Source organism: Pseudomonas mandelii (assembly GCF_024138395.1).
In the GTDB taxonomy this organism is placed as follows: domain Bacteria; phylum Pseudomonadota; class Gammaproteobacteria; order Pseudomonadales; family Pseudomonadaceae; genus Aquipseudomonas; species Aquipseudomonas mandelii_E.
The window spans coordinates 1-17,779 of sequence record NZ_JAMYDU010000011.1; the positions used below are offsets into that span (position 1 = coordinate 1).

Here is a 17,779-nt window from a genome sequence, read left to right on the forward strand (position 1 = left end):
TGCCCTGATGAAAAATCAGAGCGAATACCAGCCGACCTGAAGTTGCGGGGTTGTCCTGCAACATAGAATCTCCCACACTGGGTCAGCGTACGCCTGAGAGAAATTGGTCGGCTGTCAGGTTGTCTTCGCGGGCAAGCCTCGCTCCTACAATGAAGCGGTATGTCCCGCCCCTCGCCACTCGATGCGAGCCAGCAGCGGGTCAAACTGTACCAACAGGCACAGCAACTCTCGAGTAACAGGCGCCGATTACCGATTGCGAATTCGACAGTGTTCCAGTCACTGCGCAAGGAAGTCACCGACTTCAAGATCAGCCCTTTCGGCTTACTCCCTTCTATGGAGTGGGTATAAATAAGTAACACCAGGCGCCAACCCGGTGCGCCAAACGCCTCGGCTGCCCCTTGCCGGTGCGCGATTTGCACCGTAAAAAACCTGCGCAAACGGTCAAATGCGCACGTATTTATACATATGCGACATTAAGGTACGTTCGTGCCACTGTTTAAGGTTTGTGGCCATTCAGGATCTTGCATTGGGTATGGCCCCTGCATAAGTATCCGCAGGTCGACTCACGAGGTCGTCCTCTAATTCCAAAAATGACAACAATCATGAGGCCACCATGCTTAAACACGCGGTCATTCCGTTTTTAGTCGGCGCAAGCTTATTAGCCAGCGCACCTTTCGCCGTCGCTGCGACTAACCTGGTGTTTTGCTCCGAAGGGAGCCCGGCCGGTTTCGACCCTGGTCAGTACACCACCGGAACCGACTTCGACGCCTCTGCAGAAACCATGTTCAACCGCCTGACCCAGTTCGAGCGCGGCGGCACCGCTGTTATTCCTGGCCTGGCGACCAAGTGGGACATCTCCGATGATGGCCTGACTTACACCTTCCACCTGCGTGATGGCGTCAAGTTCCACACCACTCCGTACTTCAAGCCAACTCGTGAGTTCAACGCCGACGACGTGCTGTTCACCTTTAATCGAATGATTAACAAGGATGACCCGTTCCGTAAGGCGTACCCGACTGAATTCCCGTACTTCACCGACATGGGGATGGACACCAACATCACCAAGATCGATAAAGTCGACGACCATACCGTCAAGTTCACCCTCAAAGAAGTTGATGCCGCGTTCATTCAGAACATGGCCATGAGTTTCGCCTCGATCCAGTCCGCCGAGTACGCTGCCCAGCTGCTCAAGGAAGGCAAAGCCGCCGACATCAACCAGAAGCCGGTCGGTACTGGCCCGTTTGTGTTCAAGAGCTACCAGAAAGACTCCAACATCCGCTACACCGGGAACAAGGACTACTGGAAGCCTGACGATGTGAAGATCGACAACCTGATCTTCGCCATCACCACCGACCCGTCGGTGCGTATTCAGAAGCTGAAAAAAAACGAGTGCCAGATCACTCTGTTCCCACGTCCGGCCGACTTGAAGGCGCTGAAGGAAGACAAAACGCTGAAGGTGCCTGACCAGGCTGGTTTCAACCTGGGCTACATCGCCTACAACGTGATGGACAAGATCAAGGGCAGCGATCAGCCGAACCCGATGGCCCAGTTGAAAGTGCGTCAGGCACTGGACATGGCCGTCAACAAACAGCAGATCATCGACTCGGTTTACCAGGGCGCCGGCCAACTGGCGGTCAACGCCATGCCACCGACCCAATGGTCTTATGACACCACCATCAAGGATGCGCCGTACAACCCTGAGAAAGCCAAAGAGCTGCTCAAGGAAGCCGGCATCAAGGAAGGCACCGAGATCAACCTCTGGGCGATGCCGGTTCAGCGTCCGTACAACCCGAACGCCAAGCTGATGGCCGAAATGCTGCAGTCCGACTGGGCGAAGATCGGTATCAAGGCCAAGATCGTGACCTATGAGTGGGGCGAGTACATCAAGCGCTCCAAGGGCGGCGAAAACGGCGCGATGCTGATTGGCTGGAGCGGCGACAATGGTGACCCGGATAACTGGCTCAACGTGCTGTTCGGTTGCGACTCGTTGCAGGGCAACAACTTCTCCAAATGGTGCGACAAGAAGTTCGACGGCATCGTTAAAGAAGCCAAGCGCACGACTGATCAGGCCAAGCGCACTGAACTGTACAAACAGGCGCAACACGTCCTCAAAGATGCCGTTCCAATGACACCTATCGCTCACTCGACGGTGTTCCAACCCATGCGCAACAACGTGCAGGACTTCAAGATCAGCCCGTTTGGCTTGAACTCCTTCTACGGCGTCAGCGTCAGCAAATAAGGTTTGGCAACGGCGACGTCATTCACGTCGCCGTTGCTTTATCTGCCGAGAAAGTAGGAATTACCTGACAGCTAAATCCGCCGCGTACCGCAGCAGAGGTTTAGGACGCGTCGCCTTTTCCTACGAGTCTTTCAGACTCTACACATTTACTGCCAGACCCACGGCTCATACCGTCGGGATCTGACCAGTTCATGCGTGGGCTCTCGGTAATCGCTGCACGCGATGGTTTGAGATCAATGAAGCCTCAGCGTCCCTGAACGGGACGGGCTCATTGATAAAACACTAAACAAGAGGGAGTGTCATGCGCCATACCTTGGTTTTATCCGCATTGCTGGGCACCGGCCTGCTGGCCGTCACTTCCATTAGCCAGGCCGCCAGTAACAGCCTGGTGTTCTGCTCCGAAGGCAGCCCGGCGGGTTTCGACACCGCGCAATACACCACGGCAACCGATAACGATGCCGCCGAGCCGCTGTACAACCGATTGGCAGAGTTTGAAAAAGGCGCCACCAACGTCGTACCGGGCCTGGCCACCAGCTGGGATATTTCCGAGGACGGCCTCAAGTACACTTTTCACCTGCGCGAAGGGGTGAAATTTCACACCACCAAATACTTCACCCCGACCCGCGATTTCAACGCCGATGACGTGCTGTTCACCTTCAATCGCATGCTCGATCCGCAGCAACCTTTCCGAAAGGCTTATCCAACCGAGTTCCCGTATTTCAACGGGATGAGCCTGAACAAGAACATCGCCAAGGTCGAGAAGACCGGGCCGCTGACCGTGGTGATGACGCTCAACAGCGTCGACGCCGCCTTCATCCAGAACATCGCCATGAGCTTCGCCGCGATCCTCTCCGCCGAATACGCCGACCAGTTATTGGCCTCCGGCAAGCCGAGCGAGATCAACCAGAAGCCGATCGGTACTGGCCCGTTCGTGTTCAAGAGCTACCAGAAAGATTCCAACATCCGTTACAGCGGCAACAAGCAGTACTGGGACCCGAGCCGGGTCAAGCTCGACAACCTGATTTTCGCCATCAACACCGACGCCTCGGTGCGCGTGCAGAAGCTCAAGGCCAATGAATGCCAGATCACCCTGCACCCGCGCCCGGCCGATGTGACCGCGCTGAAAAACGATCCGAAACTGCAACTGATCGAGAAACCCGGGTTCAACCTCGGTTACATCGCCTATAACGTACGGCACAAACCGTTCGACCAGCTCGAAGTGCGCCAGGCGCTGGACATGGCGGTGAACAAGCAAGGCATTCTCAACGCCGTCTATCAAGGCGCCGGTCAACTGGCGCAAAACGCCATGCCGCCGACCCAATGGTCCTACGACGACACCATCAAAGACGCCGCCTACAACCCGGAAAAAGCCAAGGAGCTGCTCAAGGCTGCCGGTGTGAAGGAAGGCACCGAAATCACCCTCTGGGCGATGCCGGTTCAGCGTCCGTACAACCCCAATGCCAAGTTGATGGCCGAAATGCTTCAGGCGGATTGGGCGAAGATCGGCCTCAAGGTCAAGATCGTCAGCTACGAATGGGGCGAGTACATCAAACGCACCAAGAACGGCGAACACGACATCAGCCTGATCGGCTGGACCGGTGACAATGGTGACCCGGACAACTGGCTCGGCACGCTGTACAGCTGCGATGCCATTGGCGGCAACAACTACTCGATGTGGTGTGATCCGGCTTACGACAAGCTGATCAAGCAGGCCAAGGTCGTCACCGATCGTGACCAGCGCACCGTGCTCTACAAACAGGCGCAACAGTACCTCAAGCAGCAGGTGCCGATCACGCCGGTCGCCCACTCGACGGTCAACCAGCCGTTGAGCGCCAAAGTTGAAGGATTCAAGGTGAGTCCTTTCGGCCGTAACGTGTTCTCGGGCGTCAGTATCGACCAATAACCGATTAGCCAAAACGCTGAGGGCGGAATTCCGCCCTCACGCAAGCGTATTGCCGTAATTCGCCAATCCGGCCTATAGCAAACGTTTGCGATGCCTGCATGAGTTCTAACCAAATAGTCGGATCACCGAAAAAGACCGGCATTAAAAAAAAAGAAAGTAAGGAGCTTCACCCATGAAACTGAGCAGCACCGCGTTATTGGCCTTGGCCATCAGCAGCGTGACCGCCACGGCTTACGCAGAACCTCAGAGCCAGGCGTTCACCCCGGTTACCGTGAAAGAGAAAAGTGCTCAAAGCGAAGCGACCGGCTTTGTCGAAGGCCAATCGATCAGCGGCACCACGCGTAACTGGTATGCCAACGAACAGTTCAAGCGGGGCGCCAAGCTCAACTACCGTCAGGGTGGTGAAACTCGCCAGACCGACCGTCGCATCAACTGGCTGCAAGGCACCATCCTCAAGTACAACTCGGGCTTCACTGAAGGCACCGTGGGTTTCAGCACCGAAGTGGCGGCCTACAACGCCATCGCTCTGGATCGTGACCGCAAGGATCTGGCATCCAATAACGGCGGCGCACCGGGCACCCGTTCTGGCGCGGGCAACAACCGTACTCTGACCGAAGAAGGTGGCGACGCCGTCGGCCAGTGGAGCAAGCTGGGCCTGGCCAACGTCAAGGCCCGTGTGTCTAACACCACCCTCACCGCCGGCCGCCAGAACTTCAGCAGCCCGATGGTCGACGTCATCGGTAACCGTGCGCTGCCTTCGAGCTTCCAGGGCGTGAGCCTGCACAGCGAAGAACTGGAAAACCTTAGCTTCGACCTCGGTACATTCGATCGCAATTCTCCGCGAACCGAACAAAGCCAGCGCAAGTTCCGCACCGAATACGCCAATGGCATCGTTGAAACCGATCACGTCAACACAGCCGGCATCACCTACACGCCATTTGCCAGCCTGACCACCAGCGTCTGGGCGACCCAGGCCGAAGACATCTGGAACCAGTACTACTTCGGCGCCAGTCATGTGCTGGGCGACAGCCAGGTTTTGAGCCTGACCACCGGCCTGAACTACTACAAAACCCAGGAAGAAGGCAAAGCCCTCATCGGCAAGATCGACAACGACACCTACTCCCTGTCGTTCGGCCTGACTCACCAGGCTCACAGCCTGACCTTCTCCTATCAGGAAGTGAACGGTAACGAGTACTTCGACTACCTGCACGAAACCAACGGCATCTACCTGGCCAACTCCCTGCTGTCGGACTTCAACGGCCCGAACGAGAAGTCCTTCCAGATCGCCTATGGCCTGAACATGGCCGAATACGGCGTGCCGGGCCTCAAGTTCAACATCTACCAGGCTCGCGGCTGGGGCATCGACGGCACTCACTACACCGGCAACGGCGGCGTGGCGGACAAGGGTTATGACGGTATCCAGAACCAGGATGGCGAACATCACTATGAATACGGCATCGGTGCTTCGTATGCCGTACAGAGCGGCCCCCTCAAGGCCACCGCTATTCGCGCGACTTACACCGCACACCGTGCCAGTGAAAACCAGGCGGATGGCAGCCTTAACGAGTTCCGTCTCGTGACCACTATCCCGTTCAACATTTTGTAAAACGCATGCCAGCGGCTGACTCATGATGAGTCGGCCGTCTGGCTTTTCTGTTCCACCGATTGCAGAGGGCTCTAGATGAAAATGCTTCCCCTACGAGCGGCCATCGCTGCCGCGTTGCTGAGTGTCGCCGTTGGCGTCTCGGCCAAACCCTTGGTGGTCTGTACCGAAGCCAGTCCGGAAGGCTTCGACATGGTCCAGTACACGACTGCAGTCACAGCCGATGCGGTGGCCGAAACCATCTTCAATCGTCTGGCGGACTTCAAGCCCGGCACCACTGAAGTGATCCCGGCTCTGGCCGAGTCGTGGGACATCAGCGACGACGGTCTGACCTACACGTTCCACCTGCGCAAAGGCGTCAAGTTTCACACCACCGATTACTTCAAGCCGACCCGCGACATGAACGCCGACGACGTGGTCTGGAGCTTCCAGCGTCAACTGGACCCGAAACACCCATGGCACAAACTGTCGAGTGTAGGTTTCCCGTACTTTGAAAGCATGGGCTTCAAAGAGCTGCTCAAAAGCGTCGAGAAAGTCGACGACAACACGGTCAAATTCACCCTGACTCGCCGTGAAGCGCCGTTCCTGGCCGACATCGCCATGGCCTTCTCCTCGATCTACTCCGCCGAATACGCCGACCAGTTGCTCAAGGCCAACAAGGCCGGCGACCTGAACAACAAGCCAATCGGCACCGGCCCGTTCGTCTTCCAGCGTTACGCCAAGGACGCTCAAGTCCGCTTCAAGGCCAACCCGGACTATTTCCGCGGCAAACCACCAGCTGATTCGCTGATTCTGGCGATCGCCACCGACAACAACGTGCGCCTGCAGAAACTCAAGGCCAACGAATGCCAGATCGCGCTGTATCCGAAACCGGATGACATCCCGAGCATCAAGAAAGACACCAACCTGAAGGTTGATGAACTCAATGCGATGACCGTTTCGTACATCGCAATGAACACCTCGCACAAGTACATGAGTGATGTGCGCGTGCGTAAAGCCATCGACATCGCCTTCGACAAGGCTGCGTACGTCAACGCGCTGTTCGGCAAAGGCAATGCGACGGTGGCGGTCAATCCGTACCCGGACACCCTGCTGGGCTACAACCACAAATTGACCAACCCGCCGCGTGATCTGGACAAGGCTCGCGCCCTGCTCAAGGAAGCCGGCGTACCGGAAGGCACCACGTTTACCCTGTTCACCCGTAACGGCGGCGGCCCGACCAACCCGAACCCGATGCTCGGCGCGCAGATGATGCAGGCCGACCTGGCCAAGGTCGGGATCAAGGTCGATATTCGTGTCATGGAATGGGGCGAAATGCTCAAGCGCGCGAAAAACGGCGAGCACGATATGGTGTCCGCCGGTTGGGCTGGCGATAACGGCGACCCGGATAATTTCCTGACGCCTATGCTCAGTTGCGAAGCGGCCAAGAACGGCGAAAACTACGCTCGCTGGTGCAATGAAAAGTTCCAGGCACTGATCGACGAAGCACGGGCTAAAGTGAACCCGGACGAACGCACGGCGCTCTACGAACAGGCCCAGGCCATTTTCAATCAGGACCAGCCGTGGATCAGCATGGCGCACACCCGTATGTTCACCGCGATGCGCACCAATGTAGAGGGCTATCACATTAGCCCCCTCACCACTAATAACTTCGCCACCACCCAGGTGAAGTAGATAAGAAACGCCCGGCATCGCTGACCCCAGCGCTGCCGGGCACGCCTAACCGGCTGATGAGGTACACCACACGATGTTTAGTTTTATTGCCCGCCGATTGGGGTTATTGATCCCCACGTTCTTCGGCATCACCTTGCTGACTTTCGCGTTGATTCGCATGATTCCTGGCGACCCCGTGGAAGTGATGATGGGCGAACGTCGGGTCGACCCCGAAATGCATGCCCAGGCAATGGAACGCCTTGGTCTGAACAAACCGCTGTATGCCCAATACCTGGACTACATCGGCAAGTTGGCCCACGGCGACCTTGGTGAATCCCTGCGTACCCGTGAAAGCGTCTGGACCGAGTTCAGCTCTCTATTTCCCGCGACCCTGGAGCTGTCCATGGCCGCCCTGTTGTTCGCCGGCATCCTGGGCCTTCTGGCCGGGGTGATTGCGGCACTCAAACGAGGATCCCTGTTCGACCATGGGGTGATGGGCATCTCCCTGGCGGGATACTCGATGCCGATCTTCTGGTGGGGCCTGATTCTGATCATGTTCTTCTCGGTGAGCCTGGGCTGGACCCCGGTGTCCGGTCGGATCGACCTGCTCTACGATATCGAGCCGCGCACCGGTTTCATGCTGATCGATACGCTGCTGGCCGATGACGTCGGGGCGTTTTTCGATGCCCTGCATCACCTGATCCTGCCGGCCATCGTGCTCGGTACCATCCCGCTGGCAGTAATCGCGCGGATGACCCGTTCGTCGATGCTCGAAGTGCTGCGTGAAGACTACATCCGTACCGCCCGCGCCAAAGGCCTGTCGCCCTCGCGAGTGGTGTTCGTTCACGGCCTGCGTAACGCGCTGATTCCGGTACTGACCGTGGTCGGCCTGCAAGTCGGCACGCTGCTGGCCGGCGCGGTCCTGACCGAAACCATTTTCTCCTGGCCCGGCATCGGCAAATGGCTGATCGAAGCCATTGGCGCACGGGACTATCCCGTGGTGCAGAACGGCATCCTGTTAATCGCCTGCCTGGTGATTCTGGTCAACTTCGTGGTGGACATCCTCTACGGCTTTGCCAACCCACGCATCCGTCATCAGCGCTGAGATCAAGACCATGACCACTCTCACTACACCGGTACCAGTCGATCAAAGCCTGCTGTACCCATCCCCGTACAAAGAATTCTGGCAAGCATTCTCGAAGAACAAAGGGGCCGTCGCCGGCCTGATGTTCATGCTGCTGGTTATTTTCTGCGCGATCTTCGCCCCATGGGTCGCACCGCATGACCCAAGCGAGCAATACCGCGACTTCCTGCTGACCCCGCCGTCCTGGCTGGAAGGCGGGCAAATCCAGTTCCTGCTCGGCACCGATGAACTGGGTCGCGACCTGCTGTCGCGGCTGATCAACGGTTCGCGCCTGTCCCTGCTGATCGGCTTGTCGTCGGTGGTGATGTCGCTGATTCCGGGCATCCTTTTGGGGCTGTTCGCCGGGTTCTTTCCGCGCGTGCTCGGCCCGACCATCATGCGTCTGATGGACATCATGCTGGCCCTGCCGTCCCTGCTGCTGGCGGTGGCGATTGTCGCCATCCTCGGCCCTGGCCTGATCAACACCATTATTGCCATCGCCGTGGTTTCGTTGCCGTCCTACGTTCGTCTGACCCGCGCCGCGGTGATGGGCGAATTGAACCGCGACTACGTGACCGCTGCGCGCCTGGCCGGTGCCGGTCTGCCACGCCTGATGTTTGTCACCGTGTTGCCCAACTGCATGGCGCCGCTGATCGTTCAGGCCACCCTGAGTTTCTCCTCGGCGATTCTCGATGCCGCAGCACTGGGCTTCCTCGGCCTTGGCGTACAACCGCCAACCCCTGAGTGGGGCACCATGCTGGCTTCGGCTCGTGACTACATCGAACGCGCCTGGTGGGTGGTGAGTCTGCCTGGTTTGACCATTTTGCTCAGCGTGCTGGCAATCAACTTGATGGGCGACGGTCTGCGCGATGCGCTGGACCCGAAACTCAAGAACGCCGCCTGAGGAGATTCAAATGTCACTGTTAGAAATCAAGAATCTCAACGTTCGCTTCGGCGACGCCAACGCCGTTCCGGTGGTCGATGGTCTCGACATTACCGTGGAAAAGGGCGAAGTGCTGGCCATCGTTGGCGAATCGGGTTCCGGCAAGTCCGTGACCATGATGGCGCTGATGGGCCTGATCGAGCATCCGGGGATCGTCACTGCTGACGCCCTGAATTTCGACGGCAAGAACATGCTCAAGCTCAGCAACCGTCAGCGTCGGCAAATCGTCGGCAAAGACCTGGCCATGGTGTTTCAGGACCCGATGACCGCGCTGAACCCAAGTTATACCGTCGGTTTCCAGATCGAAGAAGTGCTGCGCCTGCACCTGAAAATGTCCAGAAAGGACGCCCGCAAGCGCGCCATCGAACTGCTGGAAAAAGTGGAAATCCCGGGCGCCGCCAGCCGTATGAACGCCTACCCGCATCAACTCTCCGGCGGTATGAGCCAGCGTGTGGCGATTGCCATGGCGATTGCCGGCGAACCGAAACTGCTGATCGCCGACGAACCGACCACCGCACTCGACGTAACGATTCAGGCGCAGATCATGGACCTGCTGCTGGCCCTGCAGAAAGAGCAGGACATGGGCCTGGTGCTGATCACCCACGACCTCGCAGTCGTGGCCGAAACCGCCCAGCGCGTGTGCGTGATGTACGCCGGCCAAGCGGTTGAAGTCGGTCAGGTGCCACAACTGTTCGATATTCCGGCGCACCCGTACAGCGAAGCACTGCTCAAGGCCATTCCGGAACACAGCCTGGGTGCCGCGCGCCTGTCGACGCTGCCGGGCATCGTTCCCGGTCGCTACGACCGCCCGCAAGGCTGCCTGTTGTCGCCGCGCTGCCCCTACGTGCAGGACAACTGCCGCACCCAGCGTCCGGCCCTTGACCCGAAAAGCAACAGCCTCGCCCGCTGCTTCTACCCGTTGAATCAGGAGGTGGCGTAATGGCCGTCGTACTAACCGCCCGCGACCTGACCCGTCATTACGAAGTGTCCCGTGGCCTGTTCAAGGGTCATGCGACCGTGCGCGCCCTCAACGGTGTGTCGTTCGAACTGGAAGCCGGCAAAACCCTCGCCGTGGTGGGCGAATCGGGTTGCGGCAAATCCACCCTGGCACGTGCCCTGACGCTGATCGAAGAACCGTCCTCCGGCTCCTTGAAAATCGCCGGACAGGAAGTCGCCGGTGCCGACAAGGCCCAGCGCAAGCAGCTGCGCAAAGACGTGCAGATGGTGTTCCAGAGCCCGTACGCGTCACTGAACCCACGGCAGAAAGTCGGTGATCAGCTCGCCGAGCCACTGCTGATCAACACCAACCTGAGCGCCGCGGAACGTCGCGATAAAGTCCAGGCGATGATGAAACAGGTGGGCTTGCGTCCCGAACACTACCAGCGCTATCCGCATATGTTTTCCGGCGGTCAGCGCCAGCGGATCGCCCTGGCCCGCGCGATGATGCTGCAACCGAAAGTGCTGGTCGCGGACGAACCGACCTCGGCGCTGGACGTGTCGATTCAGGCGCAGGTGCTGAACCTGTTCATGGATTTGCAGCAAGAGTTCAACACCGCCTACGTGTTCATCTCCCACAACCTGGCCGTGGTGCGTCACGTTGCCGATCACGTGATGGTGATGTACCTCGGTCGCCCGGTGGAAATGGGCCCGAAAGAGGATATCTACACCCGCCCTCTGCACCCGTACACCCAAGCGCTGTTGTCGGCCACGCCGACCATCCATCCGGATCCGGACAAGCCGAAAATCAAGATCGTCGGTGAATTGCCCAACCCGCTGAACCCGCCGTCCGGCTGCGCCTTCCACAAGCGCTGCCCATACGCGACCGAGCGCTGCACCACGGAAGAACCGCTCCTGCGCCTGGTCGACACCCGCCAGGTGGCTTGCCACTACGCCGAGCAATTCCTGGATTAAAGGAACAAAAAATACTGTGAGAGCGGGCTTGCCCGCGAAGAGGCCGGCACATCCAACATATGTGGTGACTGACACTCCGTCTTCGCGGGCAAGCCCGCTCCCACAGGGATTGTGCTGCTCAACCAACCCCTTCTGCTTCGATTGCACATCAGTCCGGCAGGAGGGGTTTTTTTGTCCGTCATTTACGTTTGCGTGTCTTCCTCGTCTTCCTCATCGACGTCTGGGTCGTCCTCGTCTGCTTCGGTCGCAGCGATCATCAGTTCGCTGTGCACGCCTTGGCCGTTCAAAGCCTGTTTTTCATGGTTCTCACATTCTGCCCATGCCACCGCCGACGTGCCGAGGGACAACATCACCAAAACCTTAAGCAACATCACAATTCGTTGATAAATACTCATAGCCGATTCCATCCTTTCTTGGGTGACGCGTGGATGCCTGAAAGGTACTGAGTGAAATTTAGTTCCGATTGACCGGGTTCTCCAGACAGGACGCTACCGGGTAGCAGAAAATCCCGTTGGCGAAGAGATTGGTTTGGAATACGTGTTATGCCGAACCATTATTATTCTGGGAGCGAGCTTGCTCGCGATAGCGGTCTTTCATTCAAAAACTGTGTCGACTGACAGTCAGCCATCGCGAGCAAGCTCGCTCCCACATGTTGACCGAGTCGGGCGAAAAAAAAAGCCCCGCAGCTTTCGCATCGGGGCTTTTGGTGTTACGGCTCAGCGCTTAGTGATGCTCACGCGTCGCCCGGAATTTCACGTCCGGCCAGCGCTCTTCCATCAACGCCAGATTGACTCGCGTCGGTGCCAGGTAGGTCAGATGACCGCCACCATCGACCGCAAGGTTTTCCACGGCCTTGATCCGGAACTCTTCAAGCTTCTTCTTATCGTCGCAATCAATCCAGCGCGCGGAATAGACAGTGATCGGCTCATACGAGCACTCGACCTTGTATTCCTCTTTCAAACGGCTGGCGACCACGTCGAACTGCAGCACACCGACGGCGCCGAGGATGATGTCGTTGCTGCGCTCGGGGAAGAACACCTGAGTGGCGCCTTCTTCGGCCAGTTGTTGCAGGCCCTGACGCAGTTGCTTGGATTTCAGCGGATCGCGCAGACGCACGCGACGGAACAGTTCCGGGGCAAAGTGCGGGATGCCGGTGAAGCCCAGGACTTCGCCTTCGGTGAAGGTGTCGCCAATCTGGATGGTGCCGTGGTTGTGCAGGCCGATGATGTCGCCGGCAAACGCTTCTTCCAGTTGCTCACGCTCGGAAGAGAAGAACGTCAGAGCATCGCCGATCCGCACGTCTTTGCCGGTGCGTACGTGGCGCATTTTCATGCCTTTTTCGTATTTGCCGGAGCAGATACGCATGAAGGCGATGCGGTCGCGGTGTTTCGGGTCCATGTTCGCCTGGATCTTGAACACGAAGCCGGCGAATTTCTCTTCAACCGGTTCCACCGTGCGCTCGTTGGCGACACGGGCCAGCGGTTTCGGTGCCCAGTTGACCACGGCGTCGAGCACGTGATCGACACCGAAGTTGCCCAGTGCGGTACCGAAGAACACCGGCGTCAGTTGGCCGTCGAGGAATTCCTGTTGATTGAATTCGTGGCAGGCGCCCTGCACCAGTTCCAGCTGATCAACGAAGCGATCGTACTCATCGCCCAAATGCGCGCGAGCTTCATCGGAGTCAAGCTTCTCGATGATTTTCACATCGGTGCGCTCGTGGCCGTGGCCGGCGGTATAGACGATGATGTAATCGTCGGCGAGGTGGTAAACACCCTTGAAATCGCGGTAGCAACCGATCGGCCAGGTGATCGGTGCAGCCTTGATCTTCAGGACCGCTTCGATTTCGTCGAGCAGTTCAATCGGATCACGGATGTCACGGTCGAGTTTGTTGATGAAGCTGACGATCGGCGTGTCACGCAGACGGCAGACGTCCATCAGCGCGATGGTCCGTGGCTCTACACCCTTACCGCCGTCGAGGACCATCAATGCCGAGTCCACCGCTGTCAGGGTGCGGTAGGTATCTTCGGAGAAGTCTTCGTGGCCCGGGGTGTCGAGCAGGTTGATCATGTGATCGCGATACGGGAATTGCATGACCGACGTGGTAATGGAAATACCCCGTTGTTTTTCCATTTCCATCCAGTCGGAGGTGGCATGGCGGTCGGATTTGCGAGATTTCACCGTGCCCGCAATCGCAATCGCCTTGCCCATCAGCAAGAGTTTCTCGGTGATGGTGGTTTTACCGGCATCGGGGTGGGAAATAATGGCGAAAGTGCGGCGTTTCGCGACTTCGGCGGCCTGTTTGGTCATGGGAAATCGCCTGGCAGGTGATTCAAAAAAGGGCGGCGAGTATAGCTCAAAACGACATCTACAGACCACCGTTCGCCCTGTAGCAGCTGTCGAGCTCGCGAGGCGGCGTCCGGCGGCGAAGCCGTCGTAAAACCAGACGCTGCGGTGTATCAGATAGACCCCCGCGCTTCCACTCGACGACGGCTGCGCCGCCGAACGCCGCCTCGCGAGCTCGACAGCTGCTACATGGGTAAACCGAGATGCGGGCTGGCTAAATGCTGCTAATTATGGAACCTTTTAAAAGGTGGAGGCGTCCACTCCCCTGTTACGGCACTCGTACCAGGGGCTGAAAAATCAGCAAGTTAGCCTGACGAGGCTGCGCTTATGGCTCGATTTCATGCCGTTTTACCGGCACTGATAGAGCTGCTTTTCGCGAACACTGACTTCGGCAGCCAGGAATGGCATTGCCACACGAAGCGGTGTCCGCCGACTGAAAAAAGGAGTCCGCCTGTGGCTATCCACTATGGCAAAGGGCTGATAGGAGGCGCGCTGGTAATCGCCCTTCTGGCCCTGCTGATCCACTGGATTGGCATCAACACGATCGAACAGTACCGCGACGATTTGTTGTTTTACCTGCAAGCTCATCTGATTCTCGTCCTCGTTTCCATGCTGGCCGCCCTTGTAGTGGGCATACCCGCCGGTATCTTCCTCAGCCGCCCGACCATGGTCGGCCGCGCCGAACGCTTCATGCAGATCTTCAACATCGGCAACACCGTGCCGCCTCTCGCCGTACTGGCCATCGCCCTGGGTATCCTCGGCATCGGCAGCGGCCCGGCGATCTTCGCCTTGTTCCTCGCCTCACTGTTGCCGATTGTGCGCAACACCTATGAAGGGCTGAAAAACGTCCAGGGATCGCTCAAGGAAGCCGCCGTCGGCATCGGCATGACACCGACTCAGGTGCTGTGGCGGGTCGAACTGCCGAACGCCGTGCCGATCATCATCGGTGGTGTGCGTGTGGCGCTGGCGATCAACGTCGGTACCGCACCGCTGGCGTTCCTGATCGGCGCCAACAGCCTGGGTAGCCTGATTTTCCCCGGCATCGCCCTGAACAATCAGCCGCAACTGCTGCTCGGCGCGGCGTGCACCGCCCTGCTGGCCTTGCTGCTCGACGGCTTGGTGACACTCGCCAGCCGCCTCTGGCTCGAACGCGGCTTGCGCCCGTCTTAAGCCTCGGCAAAGGAATATTCATGAAGACATTTAGCTTTTTACTAGGCTGCGTTCTGCTGTTCGCAGGATTTGCCCAAGCCGCTGAAAAACCCGTGATTCGCATCGGCGCCCGGGTGTTCACTGAACAAACCCTGCTGGCGGAAATCACTTCCCAATACCTGCTCGCCAAGGGTTACGACACCCAGGTGACCGGTGGTCTGGGCAGCAACCTGGCCCGCAGCGCCCATGAAAGTGGTCAGCTGGATTTGATGTGGGAATACACCGGCGTATCGCTGGTGGCTTACAACCATGTCACTGAAAAGCTCGACAGCGCCCAGTCCTACGCCAAGGTGAAAGAACTCGACGCGAAAAAAGGCCTGGTCTGGCTTACCCCGTCGAAATTCAGCAACACCTACGCCCTGGCTTTGCCGGAAAACACCGCAAAAGCGTATCCGCAGATCAACACCATCAGCGAGCTGAACACGGTGCTGCAGGCTGAGGCGAAGACCAATCACCTCGTCGCCCTGGACACCGAGTTCGCCAACCGCTCCGACGGTCTCGATGGCATGGTGGATCTCTACGGCATGAACCTGACCCGCAACAACATCCGCCAGATGGACGCCGGGCTGGTCTACACCGCGCTGCGCAATGGCCAGGTCTTCGCTGGTCTGGTTTACACCACCGACGGTCGCTTGAACGCCTTCAAGCTTAAATTGCTGGAAGACGACAAGCATTACTTCCCGGACTACACCGCCGCGCCAGTGGTACGTCAGGTTTACCTCGAGGCCCACCCGAAACTCGCCGAAGAGCTCAAGCCGCTGGCCGAACTGTTCGACGACGCCACCATGCGTCAGCTGAATGCGCGGGTCGATGTCGATCATGAAAGCCCTTCATCCGTTGCTGCAGATTTCCTGCGCCAGCACCCCATCAACTGAGGAGGAAAAGCCATGGAATTTTTGAACGCCTTTTCCCATCTCGATTGGCCGCAGGTTTTGCACCTGACCTGGCAGCACATCACCCTGGTCGGCATCGCCGTGACTCTGGCGATTCTGGTCGGCGTGCCGCTGGGCATCCTGATGACACGTTTCCCGACACTCGCCGGCCCTTTGCAAGCCAGTGCCACGGTGTTGCTGACCGTGCCATCGATCGCGCTGTTCGGCCTGCTGCTGCCGTTCTACTCCAAGTTCGGTCAGGGCCTCGGCCCGATGCCGGCGATCACCGCGGTGTTTCTGTACTCGCTGCTGCCGATCATGCGTAACACCTATTTGGCGCTGACCGGCGTCGAACCGGGTATTCGCGAAGCGGCGCGTGGCATCGGCATGACCTTCGGCCAGCGCCTGCGCATGGTCGAACTGCCGATTGCCGTGCCGGTGATCCTCGCCGGTGTCCGCACCGCCGTGGTGATGAACATCGGTGTGATGACCATCGCCGCGACCATCGGCGCCGGTGGCCTCGGTGTACTCATTCTCGCTTCCATCAGCCGCAGCGACATGTCGATGCTGGTCGTCGGCGCCGTGCTGGTCAGTCTCCTGGCCATCTTCGCCGACCTGATTCTGCAATGGCTGCAACGCACGCTGACTCCAAAAGGACTCCTGAAATGATCGAACTTCAAAACCTCAGCAAGACCTTCCAAAGCAACGGCAAAGATGTGAAAGCCGTGGACTCGGTAAGCCTGACCGTCAATGAAGGCGAAATCTGTGTGTTCCTCGGGCCATCGGGCTGCGGCAAAAGCACCACGTTGAAAATGATCAACCGCCTGATCAAACCGACCTCCGGCAAGATCCTGATCAACGGCGAAGACACCACCGACCTCGACGCCGTGACCCTGCGTCGCAACATCGGTTATGTGATCCAGCAGATCGGTCTGTTCCCGAACATGACCATCGAGGAAAACATCACCATCGTTCCGCGCCTGCTCGGCTGGGACAAACAGAAATGCCACGACCGTGCCCGCGAGTTGATGAGCATGATCAAGCTCGAACCCAAGCAGTACCTGAATCGCTACCCGCGTGAATTGTCCGGTGGACAACAGCAACGGATCGGCGTGATTCGTGCGCTGGCGGCGGATGCGCCGCTGTTGTTGATGGACGAACCGTTCGGCGCGGTCGACCCGATCAACCGCGAGATGATCCAGAACGAGTTCTTCGAGATGCAACGGGCGCTGAACAAGACCGTGATCATGGTCAGCCACGACATCGACGAGGCGATCAAGCTCGGCGACAAGATCGCGATTTTCCGCGCGGGCAAACTGCTGCAGATCGACCATCCGGACACGCTTCTTGCGCACCCGGCGGATGATTTTGTCAGCAACTTCGTCGGCCAGGACAGCACCCTCAAGCGTCTGTTGCTGGTCAAAGCCGAAGACGCGGCGGACAACGCTCCCTCGGTGAGCCCGGAAACTCCAGTGGCCGAAGCACTGGAGCTGATGGATGAACTGGACCGTCGCTACGTGGTGGTTACTTGTGCCGAGAACAAAGCCTTGGGCTACGTGCGCCGTCGCGACTTGCACCGCCAGACCGGCACCTGCGCGCAATACCTGCGCGAGTTCAACGCCACCGCGGCGTACGACGAGCATTTGCGCATCCTGCTGTCGCGCATGTACGAGTTCAACCGCTCGTGGCTGCCGGTGATGGACGCCGAGCGGGTGTTCCTTGGCGAGGTGACGCAGGAATCGATTGCCGAGTATTTGAGCTCCGGCAAGTCCCGTGGGGGCAAGACCAGCATTGTTTCGCCAGCCGAGACTGCTGTCGCCTGATCTGACGTCTTCGCGAGCAAGCCTCGCTCCTACAGGTTTGGTGTCGTGCAAAAAATCAACGCACGCCACAAATCCTGTAGGAGCGAGGCTTGCCCGCGAATGGGGCACCACAGTTCCAGCCTGAAACCCCTCAAATATCCCTGCTCAGGGAACATCA

14 protein-coding genes and 1 pseudogene are annotated in these 17,779 nt (G+C 58.5%); 13 read left to right on the forward strand and 2 right to left on the reverse strand.

All coding sequences use genetic code 11. From position 1 onward, the window contains the following. Positions 1–189: 189 nt before the first annotated feature. From NHU87_RS17260 to NHU87_RS17300, 9 genes and pseudogenes are all read left to right on the forward strand, one after another. Positions 190–356, forward strand: a pseudogene (locus tag NHU87_RS17260) (ABC transporter substrate-binding protein); the annotation flags it as partial. 257 nt (positions 357–613) lie between these two features. Continuing rightward, complete coding sequence (locus NHU87_RS17265; protein WP_253551041.1) at positions 614–2,239, forward strand: ABC transporter substrate-binding protein; 1,626 nt, start codon at positions 614–616, stop codon at positions 2,237–2,239. 301 nt (positions 2,240–2,540) lie between these two features. Then, a complete protein-coding gene (locus NHU87_RS17270) occupies positions 2,541–4,142 on the forward strand; it encodes an ABC transporter substrate-binding protein (protein ID WP_253551043.1) in 1,602 nt (533 codons plus the stop codon). 172 nt (positions 4,143–4,314) lie between these two features. Further along, entirely contained in the window at positions 4,315–5,748 is a 1,434-nt protein-coding gene (locus NHU87_RS17275; RefSeq protein ID WP_253551045.1) for an OprD family porin, read from the forward strand. A 75-nt stretch (positions 5,749–5,823) separates the two neighbouring features. Next, positions 5,824–7,419 carry an ABC transporter substrate-binding protein gene (locus NHU87_RS17280; RefSeq protein ID WP_253551047.1) on the forward strand — a complete coding sequence of 532 codons (1,596 nt, stop codon included), beginning with the start codon at positions 5,824–5,826 and terminating at the stop codon, positions 7,417–7,419. Between the two features lie 73 nt (positions 7,420–7,492). Then, positions 7,493–8,503 carry an ABC transporter permease subunit gene (locus NHU87_RS17285; RefSeq protein WP_007900379.1) on the forward strand — a complete coding sequence of 337 codons (1,011 nt, stop codon included), beginning with the start codon at positions 7,493–7,495 and terminating at the stop codon, positions 8,501–8,503. Positions 8,504–8,513: 10 nt separating this feature from the next. Continuing rightward, entirely contained in the window at positions 8,514–9,425 is a 912-nt protein-coding gene (locus NHU87_RS17290; RefSeq protein WP_253551049.1) for an ABC transporter permease subunit, read from the forward strand. A gap of 10 nt (positions 9,426–9,435) precedes the next feature. After that, positions 9,436–10,404, forward strand: coding sequence for an ABC transporter ATP-binding protein (locus tag NHU87_RS17295; protein ID WP_253551052.1), 969 nt, complete (start codon positions 9,436–9,438; stop codon positions 10,402–10,404). Beyond that, entirely contained in the window at positions 10,404–11,375 is a 972-nt protein-coding gene (locus tag NHU87_RS17300; protein ID WP_253551054.1) for a peptide ABC transporter ATP-binding protein, read from the forward strand. Before NHU87_RS17295 ends, NHU87_RS17300 begins: the two co-directional genes overlap by 1 nt. Positions 11,376–11,557: 182 nt before the next feature. Here the strand turns inward: NHU87_RS17300 and NHU87_RS17305 are convergent, their stop codons facing one another. Continuing rightward, positions 11,558–11,770: a hypothetical protein gene (locus NHU87_RS17305; protein WP_253551056.1), complete on the reverse strand. Its 213-nt coding sequence runs from the start codon at positions 11,768–11,770 to the stop codon at positions 11,558–11,560. 328 nt (positions 11,771–12,098) lie between these two features. Continuing rightward, positions 12,099–13,682 (reverse strand): peptide chain release factor 3, encoded by a 1,584-nt coding sequence (locus NHU87_RS17310; RefSeq protein ID WP_223516427.1) that lies wholly within the window; start codon positions 13,680–13,682, stop codon positions 12,099–12,101. 489 nt (positions 13,683–14,171) lie between these two features. Here NHU87_RS17310 and NHU87_RS17315 point away from each other — a divergent pair, with 489 nt between their 5' ends. The 4 genes from NHU87_RS17315 to NHU87_RS17330 are packed head-to-tail and all read left to right on the forward strand — an operon-like array spanning position 14,172 to position 17,622. After that, on the forward strand, positions 14,172–14,888 hold the full coding sequence (locus NHU87_RS17315) for an ABC transporter permease (protein ID WP_253551058.1): 717 nt from the start codon (positions 14,172–14,174) through the stop codon (positions 14,886–14,888). Positions 14,889–14,908: 20 nt separating this feature from the next. Continuing rightward, a complete protein-coding gene (locus NHU87_RS17320) occupies positions 14,909–15,802 on the forward strand; it encodes a glycine betaine ABC transporter substrate-binding protein (protein ID WP_253551060.1) in 894 nt (297 codons plus the stop codon). A 12-nt stretch (positions 15,803–15,814) separates the two neighbouring features. Beyond that, positions 15,815–16,468 (forward strand): ABC transporter permease, encoded by a 654-nt coding sequence (locus tag NHU87_RS17325; protein ID WP_253551062.1) that lies wholly within the window; start codon positions 15,815–15,817, stop codon positions 16,466–16,468. Continuing rightward, the gene (locus tag NHU87_RS17330; RefSeq protein ID WP_253551064.1) at positions 16,465–17,622 is read left to right on the forward strand and encodes an osmoprotectant ABC transporter ATP-binding protein OsmV; all 1,158 of its coding nucleotides are present in this window, start codon (positions 16,465–16,467) and stop codon (positions 17,620–17,622) included. The genes NHU87_RS17325 and NHU87_RS17330 overlap by 4 nt, the downstream gene beginning before the upstream one ends. Positions 17,623–17,779 lie beyond the last annotated feature (157 nt).